14 protein-coding genes and 1 pseudogene are annotated in these 22,161 nt (G+C 41.8%); 10 read left to right on the top strand and 5 right to left on the bottom strand.

Annotated features, from left to right (window positions below):
- Positions 1–312: 312 nt before the first annotated feature.
- From soxR to F909_RS09835, 6 genes are all read left to right on the top strand, one after another.
- Positions 313–789 carry a redox-sensitive transcriptional activator SoxR gene (soxR, locus tag F909_RS09810; RefSeq protein ID WP_005150858.1) on the top strand — a complete coding sequence of 159 codons (477 nt, stop codon included), beginning with the start codon at positions 313–315 and terminating at the stop codon, positions 787–789.
- 285 nt (positions 790–1,074) lie between these two features.
- Positions 1,075–3,315 carry a TonB-dependent siderophore receptor gene (locus tag F909_RS09815; protein WP_005150857.1) on the top strand — a complete coding sequence of 747 codons (2,241 nt, stop codon included), beginning with the start codon at positions 1,075–1,077 and terminating at the stop codon, positions 3,313–3,315.
- 365 nt (positions 3,316–3,680) lie between these two features.
- Positions 3,681–6,749, top strand: a complete 3,069-nt coding sequence (locus F909_RS09820; RefSeq protein ID WP_005150856.1) for a type VI secretion system Vgr family protein — start codon at positions 3,681–3,683, stop codon at positions 6,747–6,749.
- Positions 6,746–8,212 (top strand): hypothetical protein, encoded by a 1,467-nt coding sequence (locus F909_RS09825; protein ID WP_005150853.1) that lies wholly within the window; start codon positions 6,746–6,748, stop codon positions 8,210–8,212. Before F909_RS09820 ends, F909_RS09825 begins: the two co-directional genes overlap by 4 nt.
- 3 nt (positions 8,213–8,215) lie before the next feature.
- Positions 8,216–9,283 (top strand): PoNe immunity protein domain-containing protein, encoded by a 1,068-nt coding sequence (locus F909_RS09830; RefSeq protein WP_005150852.1) that lies wholly within the window; start codon positions 8,216–8,218, stop codon positions 9,281–9,283.
- Positions 9,284–9,500: 217 nt separating this feature from the next.
- Positions 9,501–10,130, top strand: a complete 630-nt coding sequence (locus F909_RS09835; RefSeq protein ID WP_005150851.1) for a GAD-like domain-containing protein — start codon at positions 9,501–9,503, stop codon at positions 10,128–10,130.
- Between the two features lie 29 nt (positions 10,131–10,159).
- Here the strand turns inward: F909_RS09835 and F909_RS09840 are convergent.
- A protein-coding gene (locus F909_RS09840; protein WP_085940844.1) for an IS3-like element ISAba22 family transposase occupies positions 10,160–11,325 on the bottom strand; the annotation gives its coding sequence in 2 pieces (ribosomal slippage) (positions 10,160–11,067 and positions 11,067–11,325; 1,167 coding nt in all).
- Between the two features lie 65 nt (positions 11,326–11,390).
- On the opposite strand from F909_RS09840, the pseudogene F909_RS21550 reads away from it, so the two are divergent.
- Both F909_RS21550 and F909_RS09850 read left to right on the top strand, forming a co-directional pair.
- Positions 11,391–11,546, top strand: a pseudogene (locus F909_RS21550) (GAD-like protein); the annotation flags it as partial.
- Between the two features lie 75 nt (positions 11,547–11,621).
- Positions 11,622–12,599, top strand: a complete 978-nt coding sequence (locus F909_RS09850; RefSeq protein WP_005150850.1) for a hypothetical protein — start codon at positions 11,622–11,624, stop codon at positions 12,597–12,599.
- A gap of 75 nt (positions 12,600–12,674) precedes the next feature.
- On the opposite strand, the gene F909_RS09855 is transcribed toward F909_RS09850, so the two are convergent.
- The 3 genes from F909_RS09855 to F909_RS09865 are packed head-to-tail and all read right to left on the bottom strand — an operon-like array spanning position 12,675 to position 18,566.
- Positions 12,675–14,147, bottom strand: coding sequence for an efflux transporter outer membrane subunit (locus F909_RS09855; RefSeq protein ID WP_005150849.1), 1,473 nt, complete (start codon positions 14,145–14,147; stop codon positions 12,675–12,677).
- Between the two features lie 10 nt (positions 14,148–14,157).
- Complete coding sequence (gene adeG / locus F909_RS09860; RefSeq protein WP_005150848.1) at positions 14,158–17,337, bottom strand: multidrug efflux RND transporter permease subunit AdeG; 3,180 nt, start codon at positions 17,335–17,337, stop codon at positions 14,158–14,160.
- 5 nt (positions 17,338–17,342) lie between these two features.
- Positions 17,343–18,566, bottom strand: a complete 1,224-nt coding sequence (locus F909_RS09865) for an efflux RND transporter periplasmic adaptor subunit (RefSeq protein WP_005150846.1) — start codon at positions 18,564–18,566, stop codon at positions 17,343–17,345.
- 195 nt (positions 18,567–18,761) lie between these two features.
- On the opposite strand from F909_RS09865, the gene F909_RS09870 reads away from it, so the two are divergent.
- Positions 18,762–19,793, top strand: coding sequence for a LysR family transcriptional regulator (locus F909_RS09870; protein ID WP_005150845.1), 1,032 nt, complete (start codon positions 18,762–18,764; stop codon positions 19,791–19,793).
- 52 nt (positions 19,794–19,845) lie between these two features.
- Here the strand turns inward: F909_RS09870 and F909_RS0120290 are convergent, their stop codons facing one another.
- A complete protein-coding gene (locus F909_RS0120290; protein WP_032877893.1) occupies positions 19,846–20,370 on the bottom strand; it encodes a GNAT family N-acetyltransferase in 525 nt (174 codons plus the stop codon).
- Between the two features lie 174 nt (positions 20,371–20,544).
- Between F909_RS0120290 and F909_RS09875 the strand changes: the two genes are divergently transcribed.
- The gene (locus tag F909_RS09875) at positions 20,545–21,891 is read left to right on the top strand and encodes a PQQ-dependent sugar dehydrogenase (protein WP_005150842.1); all 1,347 of its coding nucleotides are present in this window, start codon (positions 20,545–20,547) and stop codon (positions 21,889–21,891) included.
- Positions 21,892–22,161 lie beyond the last annotated feature (270 nt).

Here is a 22,161-nt window from a genome sequence, read left to right as displayed (position 1 = left end):
TTTATATGCTGCTCTTTTGGGTTTTGGTTATTCGCCAAGCTCATGTTCATTTGGTTGGATGATGTTTTAAGAACAGCCACAGCCAATCCTAAAACCAGTTGTGATAACTATTGTGTTAAGCCTTTACCCAATAGTTTATATAGCTGAATCTGATTGTTGAGCCGTTCCTGTTGTCGCAATAACTAGTTTTGTTAAATGGATGCTAAGGAAAGAGGGGCTAAATTTATTTTTGAATCGTCCAACTTAGAGTTAAATTGACAAATCGCTTGGCCATAAATTATAAAACCTAAACTAATCTTGAGATATTGGGCCATGACTCTAGAACGAAAAATTGATATGACTCGGATGCTAACGGTTGGGGAAGTCGCCAAACGCAGTGGTGTCGCCGTTTCAACTTTGCATTTTTATGAGTCTAAAGGGCTGATTAAAAGTATTCGAACCAACGGTAACCAACGTCGTTATCCTTTGTCTGTGCTGCGCTATATCGGAATTATTAAGGTTGCCCAAAAAGTTGGAATTTCATTGGAAGAAATTAAAAAAGCACTCAGTGTTTACCCGATAGGTAGTAAGTTAACGGCTGAACAGTGGGCAGAATTATCAACTTGTTGGCGCAAGGATTTGGATGAGCGCATTCAAAAACTCACCCGTTTAAGAGATGAAATGGACTGGTGCATTGGTTGTGGATGTTTGTCTTTAGAACAATGCCGTTTGCGCAATCCCGAAGATATTTTGGGTGAGGATGGCTCAGGCCCTCGTATTCTAGAGCGCGAGTCAGACACAATGGTTTGATTTTAAATTATTGTAAAATAACAATTAATTTTTTAATTTAATTAAAAATATGCTTAGATCAATTACAAAAAATGTGAGTGGAAAATATTCACTTTAACTGAGCCCCAGTCCTAAATCAGTGTAGATTGATGATTTAATGGGCGTAATTACTATATTAATCTATTAATGCTTCTCTTTCTTTTGGCCTAAAAAATCAAATAAATATTAATAAATTGTGAATTCTGCATTTATTTTTGTACTGATATTGATAATAATAATGATTCTTATTTATTAAATTGTAGCATTATGAACAATCAGCTTAGACAATCTGCTTTAAATATTGCGATAAAATCGATTCTTATTTTCGGGGCTTTATCACACCACGCTTTTGCGCAAGAACAGGGTACAAGCGTACTCCCAACCATTAAAGTTGCAGCCGATGATGAAAAAACGGAAGGTAGTGAAAGTTTTCAAGCGAAATCATCTCGAACATCATCCAAGTTAAAACTTTCTTTAAAAGAAACACCACAATCAGTCAGTGTGATTACACGTGAACAAATTGAGCAACGAAATCTCAATATTATTGATGATGTGCTTGCGGCAACGCCAGGTGTAACCGTGACCAAAAATGATAGTGAACGGTCTAACTATTCTGCACGAGGTTATGGGATCAGTAATCGTCAAATTGATGGCATGCCAATTGGAGAGAATAGTCCACGGGTTGATAGTTTCTTCTTTGACCGTATTGAAGTGGTGAAGGGGGCAACAGGGTTAACAGGATCTACGGGGAACCCTTCTGCAACGATTAATATGATTCGTAAACGTCCTGCAAAAGAATTGACTGGATCGATTGCCACATCATTTAGCCGCTGGAATACCATTCGCAATGAAGCTGATGTTTCTATCCCTTTGACAGCTGATGGAAGTGTGCGGAGCCGTGTTATGGCCGCACGTCGGGAGGGAGAATCTTATATGGATTATTACTCTCTGGAAACCTTGGCGGCGATGGCGATGGTTGAAGCAGATATCACAGACAAACTAACAGGCAGTATTGGCTTCCAATATCAAGACAACCAACCACGGGGCTCAACATGGGGAACTGTACCGTACTGGAATCAGGATGGTTCACTGGCCAATTTACCGCGCAATTTCAGCTTGGCAAATCGCTGGAATACCATTAGCCAAAGTGACAAAACCGTATTTGCTGATTTGACTTATAAATTTGATAACAACTGGATCATTAAGGCAGCTGCCTCACATTCCTTGTCCAAAAGTTTCTGGTTAATGTCTTATGGTGGTTCTGGTTTTCCTAACCAAAATGATGGAACGGGTGTTGGGGTATGGTCGGCCAGTTATCCGACTGTAGAATCCAAAAAGACCAGCTTAGAGTTGTTTGCAAGTGGTCCATTTAAATTATTCAATCGTGAACATGAACTGGTCATTGGTGGTAATGGTTTTGATCGTTCCTCGGAAAGCATTAGTGGTGCACTCGATGGTATCGCCAGTCATCAATTGACTTGTACCAAGAAAGTGAACGGGGTAACGGTACCTTCTAATAATATTGGTGATACTTGTATTATTAATGATTGGCGTACATGGGATGGTAATGCGACAGTTAAACCTGGTTATAAAATCACTGCGATAAATAAAGATGATAAACAACAAAATTTTGGGGTGTACAGCACACTAAAGCTAAACCTTAGCGATGATCTCAAATTGATTGTTGGGGGGCGTTATAGTGATTATTCTGCTACCAATGGTACGAAAAGTGATGTGAAAACCGATGCATTTACGCCTTACTTTGGTACAACTTACGCGATTAACGATATTGTGACTGCTTATGCAAGCTATACTGATATGTTTAATCCAAGCAGCCAGAAAGACCGTAATAACAGTTTCTTAGATCCTGAAACGGGTAAAAGCTATGAGGCGGGCTTAAAAGCCAGTTTGTTGGATGATCAACTTTTGGCGACAGCCGCTGCCTTTTGGTCGAAAAAGGAAAATGTCGCAATTCGTGATGAAGAAGCAATTGCTGCAGGTATAAAAACCAATGATGGTGGTGATCCAATGAAGGCTTCGGGTGAGGGCCTAAAAATTGAAGGTTTTGAACTGGAAGCGATTGGGCGTATTACACCAACATGGAACATTACTGCGGGTTATACCTATGTGAACAGTATTAGTTCAGAGACTGTGAAGGCTTCAACGACCCTTCCTCAGAACTTAGTCAAAATCTACACAAACTTTAAACTGCCTGAACAACTCTGGGACGGTGCCAATAAATTTAATATTGGTTTTGGGGTAAATTGGCAAAGTGAGGTAGTGAGTAAGTCGACGAGTGCGCCTAAAAACTCTGATGGCTATGTGCGACAAGATGCATATTTCTTGGCGAATGCCAATATGGGCTATACTTTTAACGAATCATTCAGTGCAAATCTACAAGTGAATAATTTGTTTGATGAAAAATATTATCAGCAGGTGGGTTTCTATAATGGTGTTTATTGGGGCGAGCCACGTAATGTGACGTTATCGCTACGTGCAAAATTCTAAAAAATGGGAAATATAAAATTTTAGCGATTAATTAAAAATAAAGGTGTATCCATAACGATATGCCTTTATTTCAAAATAAGATGGATTTAGCTGAACTGAAATATTATTTGCTTATTCACTACCTTATTCATCCCCTTATAAAAAAATAGCATCAACTGAAAAAAATGAAACAAGCTTAAAACTATTCCATTTGAGCATTCATAAAAAACGTTTTAATTCAAAAACATAGGTTAATTTGGCCCAAGTCGGTAAAATAAACCCAACAAAAAAGTGACGTAAATTGTCATAAATAGACGGTTCTGTATGGAATGAAATCAATATTTTGATTAAAATTCGCTAAATTTAAGCAGATAATCTATAAAAAGATGTCGAATAATATATTTCAGGCTTTAGAGAGTTTAGGGCTTACAGCACAGAAACGTGCGATTCATGCCCAGTTTTCAAATTCATCTTTGAATAGCCAAGTTTTCTTGCAACGTATTGATGGTCTGCATCAACTGAATCATGGTATTGATCTACAATTACTTTGCCTTTCAACCAGTGCGGACATTCCTTTAAAAAGTTTTATCGGTAGTCAGGTTGCGATTGATATTGTGACCGATAAAGCTGAACTTACACGTATTACAGGTATTATTACTCAAGCGGATTTTGGTGCAAGTGATGGTTCACTGACGATATATCGCTTAGGCGTTCAAGACCCGACCGCATTATGGAAACATCGTCGTAACAGCCGTGTTTTTATGGCGAAATCAGTGGTCGATATCATCCAAACCATTTTTCAAGAATGGCAGAACAAAAGTCCATTATTTGCTGCTAGTTTAAGCTTAGATTTAACTGGTTTAAGCAAGGATTACGATGTTCGCCCATTTATCATGCAGAGTAATGAAACCGATTATGATTTTCTGACACGTTTGCTGCGAAGTGAAGGCATAAACTGGCTGATTGATGAATCTCAACTTAAGGTATCCAGTTCAAGTGAACAGATTCAACCACAGAAACTCCGATTAATCGATGACAACAATCAATATAAAGCCTTAGAACGCCGTAACATTCGCTTTCATCGCAGTAGTGCGACTGAAACACAGGATAGCATCACCGCATTTGTGGCACAGCGCTCACTACAACCGAGTGCGGTACACGTGCAACGTTGGCAAGCTGATGCTTTAGAACAAGATGAAGGTGCAGGGAGTGTTCAAAGTAAACATAGCCATAGTGATCAGCACGATAACCAACAACTTGCTTTAGAGCAGGCATGGCATTTTTCACCTGCATGGATTCAAGATTTAAACGGTGAGGATGGTACGACCAAAGCAGGTAATGCTCAAATTGAGAAACTGAATCAAAACCTAAGCCAATATTATGATTCGCAGGCCAAACAATTTGTTGCGACATCGACTGTTCGCGATACCCATGTCGGCTACTGGTTTGAATTGAATGAACATCCTGAGATTGATCAGCATGCAGGAGCAGATAAAGAATTTTTGATCAGCTCGAAAATCTTTTATAACCAGAATAATTTACCCAAAGATTTAAATGATCAAGTCGCGGCTTTGCTTCAACAAAGTCATTGGCAAAGTAACCCTTTTCAACATGCTGAATCTGATGAACGCCAAGCCAATCAATTAATACTGCAACGCAGAAATATTGGTCTGGTACCTGAATACAACCCGCTACAGCATCGACCTGCAACCCATCCACAACGCGCTAAAGTCGTAGGACCAAGCGGTGAGGAAATTCATGTGGATGAATGGGGACAGATTAAAGTTCGATTCCTGTTTACCCGAGCCGATGATCACAGTCATGATGGTGGTGCAGGTGCCAATGACAACGATACCGATTCTGCATGGATCGATGTACTGACGCCGTGGGCAGGTGAAGGCTACGGCGCACGTTTCTTGCCACGTATTGGTGAGATCGTGGTGATCAACTTCTTTGATGGCAATATTGATCGTCCTTATGTGGTTGGACGGATTCATGAAGCACAACGTAGTCCAACTAAATTCGATAATGCAGGTAAGCTGCCTGATACCAAGAAACTGGCAGGGATTAAATCTAAAGAGTACCAAGGCGAAGGCTTTAACCAGCTGCGTTTTGATGACACCACGGGTCAGATCAGTGCGCAACTACAAAGTAGTCATGCTACTAGCCAACTGAATCTGGGTAAACTCAGCCACCCAAAAGATAAAGCTGAAAGTGAAGATCGTGGTGAAGGCTTTGAACTGCGTACTGACCAATGGGGGGCGGTGCGTGCAGGACAAGGCTTACTTGTTAGCACACAAAAGCAGGATCAAGCCCAAGGTGAGCATTTAGATGCAAAGCCAGCCAAGCAACAGCTTGAAGGCAACCAGAGCAATGCCAAAGCATTAAGTGAAGTTGCCAAGAATCAGCAAACGGATGAAATTGAATCATTAGAACAGTTAAAAGACTTTGCTGATCAGATTCAGGACAAGATTGCAAAATTTGAAAAAGCGTTATTGCTATTGAATTCACCTGCGGGAATTGGTCTGAGTACCAGTGAAGATATTCATTTATCTGCGGATGGACAGATCAATCAGATTGCGGGCGATAGCATTAACCTAAGCACACAAAAAAATCTGGTTGCCCATGTCCAGAACAGGATTAGCCTGTTTGCAGCACAGCATGGGATTAAACAAGTGGCTGCCAAAGGCAAGTTCGAAGTGCATGCTCAATCGGATGGGATGGACTTACTTGCCAAGCAAGGGATTCAAATTATTTCGACTGAAGACCGCATTGAGATCACCAGCCCTAAAGAAATTGTGATTACCGCAGGCGGCTCTCAAATCAAGCTGAATGGCTTAGGGATTTTTCCGACTACGGGTGGCAAGTTTGAGGTGAAGGCAGGGCAGCATTTGTTTATGGATGGGGCGAGTGTTTCACCTAATTTGCCAGCATTGCCAGCTCTAAATCTATTGCCAAAAGAACTTGAGTTAAAGTATGTCTACGATGATTTAAAGCCTGTAATCCAAGCACCTTATAAACTAATATTTTCAGATGGTACCTCTCAGGAAGGAATTCTTGATGCAAATGGCTATGCTAAGGTATCTATTCCTGGAGATAAAACACAATCCAAAGTTTATTATGGATTTAGTCATGTAGAGGCAAAGCCTGATAAAGATAAAGTAGCTAATCCTTTTAAAGATAGGAAAGTTATGAGTGTCACAGAAGCAGAACAGCTAATCGAACAATATAATCAACAAGAATTAGCAACCTTATTAGATGAATATTTTCCTGATGAGATTGAAGATATGATCAAAGGAGATGATATCGAATATGATGATCATATTAGCGATTATGAAGAACATTTAATTGCATCAGAAAATAATGCAGAAGATGTACTGGAGGATGATGCAGAAGAAATTCTATTAAGCAGCGAGGATTCAACTTCTGGGTTAGGGCTAGGAGATAAACAATGAATACAGCTGTAGCAAGAACAACATCTCAAACAATGAGAGTCACTCAGAAAGGTGAGGAGTCGGCAGCTCAATGGATTAAAGGGGTACTTGATGGGAGTGGATCAAGCCCAGCACAGATTATTGTTGCTGTTGTGATTGGTTGTATTCCTTTTGTCGGTCAAGGGGTAGACGTTGGGAATGTCATTGTTTCTGTAGTGAAGATAGCTGAAAAACCAGAAGAAAAAGATAACTGGTTTGATTTGGTTTTTAATCTTGTGGCATTTATTCCTGTAGCTGGAGATGGGTTAAAAATTGTCTTTAAGCAATTACGCTCAGGTAAAGCGATGGGGGCTATTTTAGATGCGATTCCAAGTAAAACCATGCGAGGCAATGTTGATAAGTGGTTTAGAAACGTAAACTGGAATACTTATACCAAAGAGCTGCAAACGACTTGTAATAAGATTATTGATGGTTTAACTGATGTTTTTGATAGCTGGTTAACTAGAGCTGTATTAGGGCAAGCTAGACTAAAAACTTTGGTTACTCAGTTGAAGCAAATGAAAAAAGTTGCCAATCAAAAAATTGATATGGTGATGAAAGAATTACAAGCTGCGCATCGAAAAGCATTGGGTACACCTTACCCTAATACAACAGCACGAGCTCCAGTTGTGACGACGAGAGCACCCTCAACACCAGCAGCAAAGACTCCTAGACAACCGAATCAACAACCTGCGCCTCACACACCGCCAAATGGTAGTGTACCTAAAAATACTGGTGGAAATGCGGCGAATGCTGGTACACAAAATAATTCAACCAAAAGAAAGCAAAGAAAGAGAAGACGACGTTCAAATCAAGAGTTAGGCTCTGGTGGTGAACATATAACGGATTACTACTATGTTAAGCGCATGAAAAGTAGAACTAAAATCAATTTTAATGGTGTGCTTTATGAATATTATGATAAAGGTCACAATGGGATTGATCATGTATGGCATAGTGCAAGATTAGGACATAAATACCGAATAACCGACAGTAAGGCGACCAATGCTTTAAGTCATAGATCATTGATGACCCCAAAAGCTGCAATGATGGCTTTGAGAATGGGCTTAGATGTTTATATGGCTTCAGATGAAGATGATAAAGTAACACGCTCAGTTGGTACTACTGTAAGTGATGGTGTACAAATGTCACATCTGTGGATTTCTAGAAAAATTGGCAGTGCAGCGATTGTTCCTGCGCACGATAATTTAATTGATGATATAGATGCATGGGAAAGAGTGCAGTTTAAGGCTTCAGCTGAAAAAAAATTAGGTAAAACTGTAGCGATTAGATGTCCTTATGATCGAAGTTTAGTGACTATTACTGGAGATAAATTTGATCATCATCAAAAATGTAAGGGGCTTGATAAACCGAAGTGCACACGTACGGTAACCGCCCATGGAATTAAATTAGAATTTGTTTTACCGAATGACATGCTGGAGCGTTAATAAATGTCCGTACAAATAAATGAGCAGAGAATAGATTGGCAAAAGTGGTTAAGTTTAGAAATAAAAGACACAGCTTTGTTTAGAGATAATTTGCTTGAACAAAAAATGTATAGTAAAAGATTTGATACATTTGTGAATGGAATATATTCTGTAACGGATGGTTTTAGTAATTATAAAAATGAAAAAAAATATGGTGGTTATATTGCAGCTGGTCGAAGAAGAATAATAGATGTTTTAGATTTGATTTCCTTACAATATTCGGCAGGTGGACGCCTTGAATTTTTAAAAGAAATATATCCATATCTACTTCACTGGACAGAAGAGTACGCAGAAGCAAGCCATTTATATAATTTAAGTCCTGAGGCAGATGGACGGTATGTTTGGCATATCAGTTTGGGAACAGAAGACTATTGGTATATTGCTTTACGTCTGATTTGTTTTGGACTGTTGACTGGTTATGCAGATCAGATGGATCGGATTATGCCAATCATTGACTATGTAGAAGCAACACCTGAAGGACAGGAAAAAGATGGATTAATTGAACGTTTAGTTGCTCCTTTTGTTGCAGATCGTGGAACTCCACCAGATGAGGCTAGACGACATTTACCTTATCGTAAGCTCATTAAAGTGTTTAATGCTTCACCTGAACAGCGTCCAGCTTTAATGCTGCAATACCTAGAAGACTGGTATGAGGCGAGCCGACGAGAGCCCTATTATGATCAACATCCTCAAACTGATTTAAGATCAGGAAGAGGTTACTATGGCTATTGGTCATGGGAAGCAGCAGCGGTAACGTGGTTGCTGGATATAGATGATACGTCATATCGTGAACATCAGTTTTATCCAAAAGATTTGGTTGATTTTGCTCGAACACAGTCAAAAGTAGTTCTAGATGATCAACAACTAGAGCGAATGAAAGTTAAGGGCGGAGAAGCCTGTATTAAAACAGGTTATTGGAGAACACCAGCACAACCAGATTCACGACAATACTTTAAACAAGGTGAGATTGTTCCCGCACTTATCGAGCTAGATTGGGGGGAGGTATATTGGTATTGGGATGGTGAAAAATAATTTAATCATTTGAGAAAAGCCATCCTCTTTTGGATGGTTTTTTGCATTTATTAAAGCTTCAAATAATTAAGTAAAGACAAAACCGTTCAATTGGTTCTCAAATGGCAGCAAAGAAGCGTCTAGCTAGTATGGATACTGCGGCAGCTCAGGCTAAGGGGATGGGGAAAGATGCGATGGATGTTGAATTGAAGCGTTGTAAGTAATGGAGAGTAGTAAGATGAACCAAGAAGATATTGATTACTTTTACGAAAAATATGGTCAGCCAATTGATAAAGTCGAAGCTACAGAGAGCATAATAAAAAAATATCGTGGTAAATTGCCTGAAAGTATTTTAGAGCAATGGCGATTGTTTGGTTTTGCAGGCTATTTAAATGGTTTGTACTGGATTACCAATCCAGATGATTACGCTAAAGTAATTTATGATTGGCTGGAAGAGACACTATTGCCTGATGATGATGTTTATCATGTTTTAGCGCGTACCGCATTTGGTGAGCTGTTAATTTGGGGTGAGCGTAATTATGGTAGATATTATATTAAAACAATGGAAGGCATTCTACATGACAATGGAGAACAGTTAGAAAGCGCTGAATTTTATGGCAGTGACTTTTTCTTTCTTGCTAAAAAAACTTATATGGATTACACCGATAAAAACGGTAAAAAGCTATTTGATCGTGCGGTGAAAAAACTTGGTGTTTTAAAAGCAGATGAAATGTATGCTTTTGAGCCTGCACTTGCTTTAGGAGGTGAAGAGTCCTTAAGCCATTTGGCAAAAGTTAATTTACCAGTCCATATGAAATTATTAAAGCAGGTAACTCCACTCAGAATGAGAAGCTTTGATATACGCTGAATTATCAGGAGACTTTCCCTTGGGAGATTCTAGGCAGCCAACTTATAAAAGTCTTCGGCCATTTGATTTGGTGTCTTAAAACCCAAACCCTTTTGAATTCTTCGATGATTATAAAATAACTCAATGTATTTTATAATATCTGCTTTGGCTTCTTCTCTAGTTTGATAGTTGTAATGATGAACTAACTCATTTTTCAATATTCCCCAAAAGCTTTCAATCGGTGCATTATCGTAACAGTCTCCGCGCTTGCTCATTGAACCTTGAAAACCATATTGCTCAAGTATATTTCGATATTCATGGCTGCAATATTGACTTCCTCTGTCTGAATGCACAATCAGTTCTTTGGTTGGTTTTTGATTGTGAATAGCCATATTTAGCGCATTACAAACAAGCTGTGTTGTCATGCGCTCATTTAAGCTATAGCCAACCACTTGCTTCGTGTAAAGGTCTTTTACCGCTGCTAAATACAGCCATCCTTCAACAGTCCATATGTACGTAATATCACTTGACCATGCTTGATTTGGTCTAGTCATTGAGAATTGTTGCTCCAGCAGGTTTTCATAGATCGCTCGATTATGGTCACTATTCGTAGTCCTTTTAAAACGCTTGTGTCGCTTACAATACAGGTGGTTCAGCGCTTTTATCTGACGTACAGCGTACATACTCATTTTTATACCCTGAGCTTGTAAGTATTTGGTTAATCGAATATAACCATAGCTCTGCCTTGTCTCCTCATGGGCTATTTTCACCAATATCGTCTGTTGATTTCGTTGAATCGTTCTTTTGCTCACGCCTCTCTTGAGCCAATCATAAAAACATGAAACTGAAACATGAAGTAATCGAGCCATTAAGGTAATTGGAAAAGAATATCTTTTTTGTTTCATATAGGCGTACCTTACTGACTTTCTTTGGCAAAGTACGCTGCTGCCTTTTTTAAAAATTCACGTTCCATTTCAGCTATTTTGAGCTGTTGTTTGAGTTTTTTATTTTCTTCGAGTAGAGCGTTTAGATCAGGTGAATACTGTTTTGTACCTGCTAAAGTTCCAGCCTTTGCTTTGGTATTCCAATTTGAAAGAGTTTGCATTGAAATGCTAAGTTGTCTAGCTGTTTCCGAGACATTGCCTTGATTGGCTTCAATTAATTTGATGGCTTCAGCTTTAAATTCTGTGGTGTAAGTCTTGTGTTTCTTGCTCATGGTAAACTCCTGATGAGTGTGTTTAGTTTACCAAGTTAAAACCTCCTGTTTTTTCAGCACACATCACCGCTTTGATTCTAGATGGGGAGGCTAAACTAGAAAGTGTGCGCAAGCTGCCAATTATTTCACATCTAAAATTCTTAGCATCTTTAGATACACTAAGAATGATGTTAGATATAGGGAAATTTGTGGACGAGCAAGGTCTAGGAAAAGATGATTAAAACCCGAAAGGGCTTTTTTTTATGTCATTTTATATTTTTAAAAAATGATATGGTTATATTTATTAGATCAAATATATGAAAAATTCTATTACATTTACTTCAGGATGCGCTATTAGCGCCCATAGTTTCTGTTTATCAGCAAATGTTGATGGATTGGATACATGGGATTGCTTTAGTAAAACAATAATTTATAAACATTTAGAACAGCAAAACTGGTCATGTTTGGATTTGGAAGGATGGAAAGTTATTTCAGTTGCTTACCAAAGTAGAGAGGGTGAACCTTCCATTATTTCACTCGATCAAGAAGGAGATGTTGGGATATTTCAACAAAATAATAATGAACATCAAGAAATTAGATATAAATTAGAGGAAAAAATTTATGGGCAATTTAATCATGTCCGTGTAATTAATGGTGATCTTTATGCTTGTGGAGATGGAAGTCAAGTTTATAAGAATAACCAGAATGAATGGAAATCTATTGGAATTGGATTGGAAGAAGACCCTATTGAATTGAAAAATCAAGATTTATCCTTTTTAAAATATGAAAATGACTTAGCTTTTAATAAATGTTTCTATGATATAAATGGATTTAATAACAATGCTTTATATGTATGTGGGGTAAAAAAAGAAGATGGGTTTATGGCCTTCTTTAATGGTAATAATTGGATAGAGGTTAATCGAATTGCGACCTCTGCATTGTATGGGATTGCGTTATGTCCAGATGGGAAAAATATTTTAATTACTGGGCAAGATGGCACACTTCTGAAAGGGAATATAGATGATGGATTTAAAATTCTAAAAAATAGAAGTATAAATTCGACTTTTTATAATGCAGCTTTTTATCAAGATGCTATATATATAGCTTCAGAACAGGGACTATATGTATATGCAGATTCTGATTATTCCATCGTTCCTGAGCTAAGTGATATACATGGGATTATATCTGTTGAGGAGAAGGATGGAGTTCTTTGGGTACTGAGCTATAAGCACTTGATTCGGTTTGATGGAAAAACATGGGATAGAATTCGTCATCCAGATAATGATGAAAGATAATAAATGAACAAGATTAAATTTTAAGTTTAAAAAAGCCCCATATATGATGGGGCTTTAATCTATTCTAAATGTACGTTATTGCCGTACCAACTCCACTTGCCCAGTATGCCAACCCCCACCTAAAGCACGAATCAGATCCACACTGGCAATCATCCGGCTGCCATGAAGCTGCGCAGCCAATTGCTCTTGTTGCAAGATACTTCGGTCAGAATCAATCACGTCCAGATAGCTGATCCTACCTTCACGATAACGCAAATGTGAAAGCTGATTAGCATGTCGAGATGAAGCAAGTGCTTGGCTCTGAGCCTGTATTTGCTGATCCAGAATACGTTGATCAGACAAACCATTTTCAACTTCACGGAAAGCATTCAGCACGGTCTGTCGATAATTAGCCACACTTTGTTCATAGCCTGCTCGTGCCTGTGCAACACCTGCCTTACGTTGCCCACCGTCAAATAACGGTAAAGACAAAATTGTGCCAGCAATGGGGCCGAGTAAAAAAGTCCGACTCGACCATTTGCCCAAATCTCCTAGACTTGCAGATTCATAACCCAGTGCACCTGTAAGATCAAGTTTTGGGAAAAAGGCAGCACGGGCAATACCGATTCGCGCGTTATCGGCTGCCATCGCGCGTTCTGCGGCCGCAATGTCAGGACGACGTTCAAGCAGCGTCGACGGTAAACCCGCTGGCAGGCGAATTGCAGCGGCCGACAAGGGCTGAATCGCTAAGCTGAAATCAGCAGGGGGTTTACCAAGTAATACCGCCAATGCGTGTTCGGTATTGGCTCGACTCCGTGCAATGCTGAGTGCATTGGTCTGTGCGGTAGAAAGTTCAGTTTGTGCGCGAGAAACGTCCAGATCACTAACCAAGCCATTGCGATAGCGTGTTTGAATCAAATTGCGTGTTTCCGTGAGCAGTTTGATATTTTGTGCATAGATGGCTTGTTCGGCATCGAATTGCCGAATCAGAAAATAAGCCTGAGCAACATCGGCTTGCAGTGCTAACAATGCGGAATGATACAAGGCTTCCTGTTGCTGTACATCAGCCGTTGCTGCATTGACACTACTGGCAATTCGTCCAAATAGATCCAGTTCATAAGAGACATTGGCTTGTGCCCGCCATAAGGTACGTGCAGATGTAGATGCATCCGAATCAAGTCCTAAAGACGCAGGTGAGGGTTTTTGGCGGGTTGGCCCAAAACCTGCACTGATGCTAGGTAAGCGTTCAGCTTGTGCAGCAGACCTCAAGGCACGTGATGCCTGAATATTGGCTGCTGCCGCTTTTAGGTTCTGGTTGCCAGCAATGGCCTGCTGTTGCAGATCATTCAGCTGTGGATCATTAAAAATCAGCCACCATTCACCACGAGACTGTGCATCAGCGGGTTGGGCAATGCTCCAGTTAGGATCATCCAGTTTGGCATCTGCTTCCTTAAATTGCAGTGGAATAACCACATTGGCAGGCTGATATTCTGGTGCCAATGAGCAGCCCGCAAGCAGCAGACTTCCCATGAGTGAGGAGAGTATCCAGTGGGGTTTGAATCCAGTCATGTCCTGCTCCTTAGTGATCATGTGAACTGTGCAATGGTGCTTCATGCACAGCTGCCGAATGCAGTTTATGTTTGCTGTTCAAGGTGCGAATCAACACATAGAAGGCAGGCGTCAGGAACAAACCAAAGAAGGTAACCCCAATCATGCCAAAGAATACGGCAACACCCATGGCATGGCGCATTTCAGCACCTGCGCCTGTTGATGTGACCAGTGGAACTACACCCATAATGAAGGCGATTGAAGTCATCAGGATTGGACGCAAACGTAAACGGCTAGCTTCTACCGCAGCATTGAATGCGGTCGCGCCTTGCATTTCCAGTTCTCGGGCAAATTCGACAATCAAAATGGCATTCTTACAGGCCAGCCCGACCAGTACCATCAAGCCGATTTGGGTAAAGATGTTGTTATCACCGCCTGTGAGCCAAACCCCTGTCAGTGCCGCTAGAATACCCATTGGGACAATCAGAATCACAGCCAATGGTAAGGTGAGACTTTCATATTGCGCCGCCAAAACCAAGAACACCAACAGCACACTGATCGGGAACACCCACAATCCGGCATTACCTGCCAAGATCTTTTGATAAGTTAAGTCAGTCCATTCAAATTTCACCCCGCGTGGCAAGGTTTCAGCGGCAATGCGCTCAACCGCAGCTTCAGCTTGGCTGGATGAATAGCCCGGTGCGGGACCGCCGTTAATATCGGCAGCAGTATAGCCGTTATAGCGCACCACCATTTCCGGGCCATAGGTTTGAGTCACATTGACCAGAGAAGACAGCGGTACCATTTGTCCAGCATTGTTACGGGTTTTAAGCTGTAAAATATCTTCAGGCTTGGCGCGGAACGGTGCATCGGCCTGAGCACGTACCTGATAGACACGACCAAAGCGGTTAAAGTCATTCACATATTGTGAACCGAGATAAATCTGCATGGTGCTAAATACATCGGTCACGGCAACGCCTTGTTGTTTGGCTTTGACCCGATCCAGATCAACATTCAGTTGGGGCACATTGATTTGATAGCTAGAGAACATTGGTCCCAACTCAGGTGCAGATTGTGCCGCCTTCATAAAGGATTGTGCTGCATTATTTAACTCGGCATAACCCAAAGCACCACGATCTTCGAGCTGGAGTTTAAAGCCGCCCATGGTACCGAGACCCATCACCGGTGGTGGTGGGAATACTGCAATATACGCATCTTGAATCGCTGAATATTTCTGATTTAAGGCACCTGCAATGGCATTGGCAGAAAGATCAGCTGCTTTGCGTTCAGCGAAAGGTTTTAAGGTGACAAAGACAATCCCTGCACTGGAACTGTTGGTAAAACCATTAATGGATAAACCAGGGAAAGCCACCGCACTTTCTACGCCGGGTTGTTTCAGCGCAGCATCACTCATTTTACGAATCACATTTTCGGTTCGATCCAGAGAGGCGCCATTCGGTAATTGGGCAAAGCTGATCAGGTATTGTTTATCTTGTGCTGGGACAAAACCACCCGGAACGATATAAGAAATACCAATGGTCAGGCCAAGCAGGGCTGCATAAACACCCATCGCTGAGGCTTTATGGGAAATGACCCGATTCACTCCTCGACCATATTGATCAGAGGCGCGTGAGAACACCCAGTTAAACAGGGCGAAGAAGCGTCCGAAGACACGGTTCATCACACGGGTCAAAAAGTCAGGTTTAGCATCATGCCCTTTGAGTAACATGGCTGCCAAAGCAGGAGATAGGGTGAGTGAGTTAAATGCAGAAATCACGGTAGAGATGGCAATGGTCATGGCGAATTGCTTATAGAATTGCCCTGTTAATCCAGTCATAAAGGCGAGGGGGACAAACACGGCAACCAATGTTAGCGCGATGGCAATAATCGGCCCACTGACTTCACGCATGGCACGATAGGTGGCATCCCTTGGACTCAGACCTGCTTCAATATTCCGCTCGACATTTTCCACCACCACGATGGCATCATCGACCACAATTCCGATGGCGAGTACCATTCCGAACAGTGACAATGCATTGATGGAATAACCAAAGGCCAGCATCAAGGCGAAGGTACCAATGATTGAAACAGGTACTGCGAGTAATGGAATGATTGAGGCACGCCATGTTTGTAAGAACAGAATCACCACCACAACCACCAATGCAATCGCTTCAAGCAGGGTATTAATCACCGCTTTGATACTTGAGCGTACGAATTGGGTTGGGTCGTAAACGATGTCGTATTTAATCGAAGATGGAAAATCTTTGGACAGTTCCGCCATGGTGCTGCGCACTTGGTCAGAGACTTGTAAGGCATTGGCACCCGGTGCTTGGAAAATTGGAATCGCAACGGCTTGTTTATTGTCCAGCAATGAACGCAAACCATATTGCGAAGCGGCAAGTTCAACACGCGCGACATCACCGAGTCGAGTCACTGCACCATCCACAGCTGTTTTTAAAACAATATCGGCAAATTCCTGTTCGGTACTTAAACGACCTTGTGCATTCACTGATAGTTGTAACGGTGAATTGTTTGGCGCAGCACCGATAGTACCTGCGGCAACCTGAATATTCTGTTCACGGATGGCATTGACAATTTCAGTGGCAGTGAGGTTACGTTGCGCCACTTTTTGTGGGTCCAACCATACGCGCATGGCGTAATCACCCGAACCAAACAGGCCGACTTCACCCACACCTTGTAAGCGTGCCAGACGGTCTTTGACATTGAGTACGGCATAGTTCCGCAAGTAGGTCATGTCATAGCGATTGTCGGGTGAAGTGAGATGCACCACCATCGTCAAGGTGGGTGAACTTTTTATCGTGGTTACACCTAGGCGTTGTACATCTTCGGGCAAACGAGGCAAAGCCTGAGAGACCCGATTCTGTACCAGTTGTTGTGCTTTATCGGGATCAATGCCGAGCTTGAAATTGACAGTAATGGTTAAGTTACCATCGCTATTGGCTTGAGACTGCATATACAGCATGTTTTCTACGCCGTTAATGGATTCTTCCAACGGAGAAGCAACAGTTTCAGCGATCACTTTGGGGTTGGCACCCGGATATTGTGCACGCACCACGACTGAGGGCGGCACCACTTCTGGATATTCAGAAATCGGCAATTGAAAAACAGAGAGTAAGCCCGCCAATAGAATCAGGACGGACAACACCCCGGCAAAGATCGGACGATCAATAAAAAATTTAGAAATATTCATGAGGATTAACCTTTTGCCGAAGTTGAGGTTTTATCTGTAGGCTGAGGTTGTTGTGCAGTGTTATCGGCAGTGATTTGAGGATTTGGCATAGCAATGAGGTGAGGTTTGACAGGATCACCCGGTCGAATGCGTTGTAAACCATTCACAACAATGCGGTCACCCACTTGTAGGCCGCTATTTATGATTTGCAAGCCATCTTGCTGAGCACCCAATTTAACTTCGCGATAAGCGGTTTGGTTTTTCGCATCGACGACGACCACAAAGCGTTTGTCCTGATCAACACCAATCGCCGTTGGGCTAATCAGAATGGCTGCGCGAGGTTGTCCACCACCCAAGCGAATACGGGCATAGAGTCCTGGGAGCATCACGCCTTTGGGATTATCAAACGTCGCACGTACACGGATCGTACCTGAAGTGGTATTTAAATTATTGTCGATCGAACTGATATAACCTTTACGGCTAAAACCAGACTCATTCGCGAGACCTAAATAGACAGGAACTTGGGCTGAATTGCGTTGATTGCTGATGTATCTTAAATAAGTCTGTTCATCGACATCGAAAGAAGCATACAGACGTGACACCGAAACCAAACTGGTCAGCACCTGTGCGCCATTGCCTGCGGAAACAACGTTACCCACCGTAACTTCGGCACGGGAAATGCGCCCACTGACAGGGGCCGTAATACGGGTGTATTCCAGATTTAATTGGGCAGTTTCGACTGCAGCTTTGGCGGCCTGCAAGTTGGCATTGGCTGAACGCGCTTCATTTTCTGCTTGATCGAGTTCTTGATGGGCAATCGCATTACTTTGGATTAAACGCTGGTTTCGGCCTAAGTTTGCTGAGCTATAGGTGACTTGCGCTTGTGCTGAAGCCAGTTGTGCTTTGGCTCGATTCAATTCTGCTTCAAAAGGACGTGGATCAATGGTGAACAATAAGTCGCCCTTATTCACTAAACTGCCATCTTTAAAGTGGACTGCAATGAGCTTGCCTGAAACTTGGGGACGAACATCAACTTGATCAATTGCTTCGAGACGTCCCGAATACTCTTGCCAGTCAGTAATGGTTTTACTGAGTACACTGGCAACATCTACGGTTGCGGCAGGTGGAGAACTTGCTGTTGGAGTAGCTTTCGCATCTGCATTTTCTTGGAAGAGAATAAAACTGCCACCTGTTGCTAAAAGGGCAATAATGACAGCAGACAGCGTCAGCTGTTTGCGAGAAAGTGACATGGGATGCTCCTGGTTATTTGAATCCCTGTTTTCAGACTTTTTGTTTTGGTCTGTATGGGAGAAACAGGTTTATGGATTGAAAGGAGCATAAAAGTTTGTCAATTACGAATAAATATACTAAATTTGATAACACTATTCGTATTTTTATAATAATTGATGTGTGACAGCCAAAAATGCATCAATGGGAGTGGGCCAGTGGATCTATTTCATGCAATGAAAGTCTTTAATAAAGTGGTTGAAACCAACAGCTTTAGTTTGGCTGCGGATAGTCTTGGACTACCACGCGCATCGGTCACGACCACGATTCAGGCTTTAGAAAAACATTTACAAGTTCGCTTATTGAATCGAACCACACGTAAACTGAGCCTCACACCCGATGGTGCAGTGTACTATGACCGTACGCTTAGAATTTTGGCGGATGTCGAAGATATTGAAGCATCTTTCCATGATGAAGAACGAGGCCCACGAGGACGATTGCGTATTGATGTGCCTGTGTCGATTGGTCGTTTGATTCTAATTCCTCGATTGAGAGAATTTCATAACCGCTATCCCGATATTGATTTGGTGATCGGGATGAATGATCGGCCTGTGGACTTGGTGGGCGAAGCCGTAGATTGTGCAATTCGGGTGGGAGAATTACAGGACTCGAGTCTGATTGCGCGCCGTATCGGAACTTTTCAGTGTGCAACAGCGGCATCCGCATGCTACTTAGAAAAATATGGCGAACCTAAAACACTTCATGATCTGCAAAAAAATCACCAAGCCATTCATTTCTTTTCCAGCCGCACAGGACGTAATTTTGACTGGGATTTTGTAGTGGATGACTTAATCCAAAGTGTCAGTGTCAATGGACATGTGTCTGTTAATGATGGCGACGCTTATATTGATTTGGCCTTGCAAGGCTTTGGTCTGATTCAAGGCCCACGCTATATGTTGACCAACCATTTTGAGGCGGGGACCCTAAAAGAAGTCTTGCCTCAATGGACACCTGCACCGATGCCAATTTCGGTGGTTTATTTACAGAGTCGGCATTTATCACACAAAGTCAGAGTCTTTGTTGATTGGGTAGCGGAGCTGTTTGCTGGTTGTCCATTGCTTGGCGGTAGTGCGTTGCCGTTGGATCAAAAATGTGAATTTGCTTGTGACCAGAAAACCAATCATGAATATACCATTCGTACTTTGGTTGAGCAGCATAATATTGCTGAGGCACGAGCGTTAAAGACCTGAGTAAATGACCAGCGTCGATCAATCCATATCTCTATGATCGACGCTTTGGCGATTACACTTCACACAGCAGATGAATATCTTCAGGTTCTAACTGCCACAATTGTGGGTCTGGATGATCGAGTAGTTTAGCACCATGCTTCATGTAAAAATCGACAGTTTTTTTGCTCGGTGTGGCTGAAATATAAAGATGTTTAGCGCCGAGCTTATGTGCAGAATGTGTTGCGCTTTGCATTAACAATGCACCGATTCCTTGCCCTTGATGATCGGCATCGACATAAAAGTACTGTAAAAGTTTAGCCTCAGGATAATCCTGAATCAATTGATTGGACACGACGGATACGCCAAGCAATGTTCCCTTTGGATTGAACGCGCCAATCATCTCAGCCTGTTGTAGATAAAGCTGTTTTAATTTTGGCGGATCATGCTGTAGATGGTCATCATCCCATTGCTGTACGTCATAGAAGCAGTCCTCTAGTTGCAAGGATTGCTTGACATAGTTTTGGGTAATCAGCTCACGCCGACTAATCTGTTGCCAGATAAGATCAATTTCTGAATATTGCAGTGGCCTTAAAATAATATTGATGCTGTTTTCCTTTACAGGCTATAGGCGAATGGGGCAATAGGGGCTTGAGCAAGCGCATTTTAAAATGATTGCTTTACATGAGTGACACTGTGTTAAGCAAATCAACTATTTCTCAATCATACATCGAATTATCCTTGTGGTAGTGAGAAAAATAAAAGGAGATCCATCATGTTGACTCGGTTTATCCATTCTGTTTTAGCTTCAAGTCTTGTGTTGATTTTCTCGGGGTGTACCGCATCATCTCAGGAGCCAAGTACAGCAAGTTATGGTTCACAACCCGTATTACCAAAACCTCAAACCAGTTTAGTGCCTACAGTCAATATTGCTCCTGCCAAAGGCTGGCCGAAAGGGGTGATGCCTAGGCCAGCAGAAGGTTTAAAAGTTCAGGCATATGCTCAAGGACTAGATCATCCAAGATGGCTCTATGTCTTACCCAATGGAGATGTCTTGGTGGCTGAAACGGATGCGCCAGTTAAACCTGATGATAGTAAAGGGATTCGCGGAAAAATCGCAAAAATGGTGATGCAGCGTGCGGGGTCTTCATTTCCCAGCGCGAATCGTATTCGTTTGCTTCGTGATATCAATGGTGATGGTATTGCCGATAAAAATACAATTTTTCTCGAAAACCTAAATTCTCCGTTCGGTATAACCTTGGTCGGAGAAACACTTTATGTCGCCAATACCGATGCACTGATGCGTTTTCCTTATCAGGAGGGTGCAACAAAAATTACTGCACCTGGTACCAAGGTCTTGGATTTACCCGCAGGAAAACTCAATCATCATTGGACCAAAAATGTGATTGCTAACCCAGCAGGCACGAAGTTGTATATTTCGGTTGGTTCGAACAGCAACGTGGCTGAAAATGGCATTGAGCAAGAGCAAGGTCGAGCTCAAATTTTAGAGTTTGATATCGCTACAGGTAAAGCGAAACCATTTGCAACTGGACTACGTAATCCGAATGGGATGGGATGGCAGCCGCAGGGCGGTCAATTATGGGCCGTGGTGAATGAACGTGATGAACTGGGTAATGATTTGGTTCCTGATTATATGACCTCAGTCAAAGAAGGGGCATTTTATGGCTGGCCCTATAGCTATTACGGTCAGCACGTGGACACTCGAGTAAAACCACAACAACCTGAAATGGTCAAGCGTGCGATTAAACCCGACTATGCATTGGGCAATCATACCGCATCTTTAGGTTTAGCATTTTATGCGACTGAATTGATGCCACAGTATCGTGGTGGGGCCTTCATTGGACAGCACGGCTCATGGAACCGTAAACCACATAGTGGTTATAAAGTGATTTTTGTTCCGTTTAGAAGTGGTCAACCCTCTGGACCACCACAAGATGTATTGACTGGCTTTTTAAGTGACAAAGGTGAGGCATTTGGAAGACCTGTCGGTGTTGCGATTGATTTTTCAGGTGCACTTTTAGTGGCTGACGATGTGGGTGATGTGATTTGGCGCGTATCACCTGTCGCTCAAACCACTTATGAAACGCCAATGCGAGAGTAAGCAGGAGGCTTAATCATCACCAATATTTAAACTTATTGAATTAACGTTAAAATTTTTTGTCTCTCTGTTGGAATGTTTAGATAGACAGTTATGTATTTATTATGTGACAAATATCTAATTATAAGATACTTGTGTGATATAAATATCGTATTCGCGATGAGCTTCTCTGTGGAATGTCTATTATCGTAATCTCATTCTCTTCCCCAAGAGTTTGAGATTTTTTTTATTTAAAAAATACCGATCAACGATTTGGGTAAAAAGTAGACGTTG

Origin of the sequence: Acinetobacter sp. ANC 3929 (assembly GCF_000369405.1) — a bacterium.
GTDB lineage: Bacteria > Pseudomonadota > Gammaproteobacteria > Pseudomonadales > Moraxellaceae > Acinetobacter.
Note: the sequence above shows the minus strand (reverse complement) of the source record. Positions and strands in the feature narration are given on the sequence as shown.

What these genes read in the sequence shown, in the direction of transcription:
- adeG (WP_005150848.1), bottom strand. Translation starts at nt 17,337, where the DNA reads ATGAATATTTCTAAATTTTTTATTGATCGTCCGATCTTTGCCGGGGTG.
- F909_RS09825 (WP_005150853.1), top strand. Translation starts at nt 6,746, where the DNA reads ATGAATACAGCTGTAGCAAGAACAACATCTCAAACAATGAGAGTCACT.
- F909_RS09875 (WP_005150842.1), top strand. Translation starts at nt 20,545, where the DNA reads ATGTTGACTCGGTTTATCCATTCTGTTTTAGCTTCAAGTCTTGTGTTG.
- soxR (WP_005150858.1), top strand. Translation starts at nt 313, where the DNA reads ATGACTCTAGAACGAAAAATTGATATGACTCGGATGCTAACGGTTGGG.
- F909_RS09815 (WP_005150857.1), top strand. Translation starts at nt 1,075, where the DNA reads ATGAACAATCAGCTTAGACAATCTGCTTTAAATATTGCGATAAAATCG.
- F909_RS09850 (WP_005150850.1), top strand. Translation starts at nt 11,622, where the DNA reads ATGAAAAATTCTATTACATTTACTTCAGGATGCGCTATTAGCGCCCAT.
- F909_RS09835 (WP_005150851.1), top strand. Translation starts at nt 9,501, where the DNA reads ATGAACCAAGAAGATATTGATTACTTTTACGAAAAATATGGTCAGCCA.
- F909_RS09820 (WP_005150856.1), top strand. Translation starts at nt 3,681, where the DNA reads ATGTCGAATAATATATTTCAGGCTTTAGAGAGTTTAGGGCTTACAGCA.
- F909_RS09830 (WP_005150852.1), top strand. Translation starts at nt 8,216, where the DNA reads ATGTCCGTACAAATAAATGAGCAGAGAATAGATTGGCAAAAGTGGTTA.
- F909_RS09855 (WP_005150849.1), bottom strand. Translation starts at nt 14,147, where the DNA reads ATGACTGGATTCAAACCCCACTGGATACTCTCCTCACTCATGGGAAGT.
- F909_RS09865 (WP_005150846.1), bottom strand. Translation starts at nt 18,566, where the DNA reads ATGTCACTTTCTCGCAAACAGCTGACGCTGTCTGCTGTCATTATTGCC.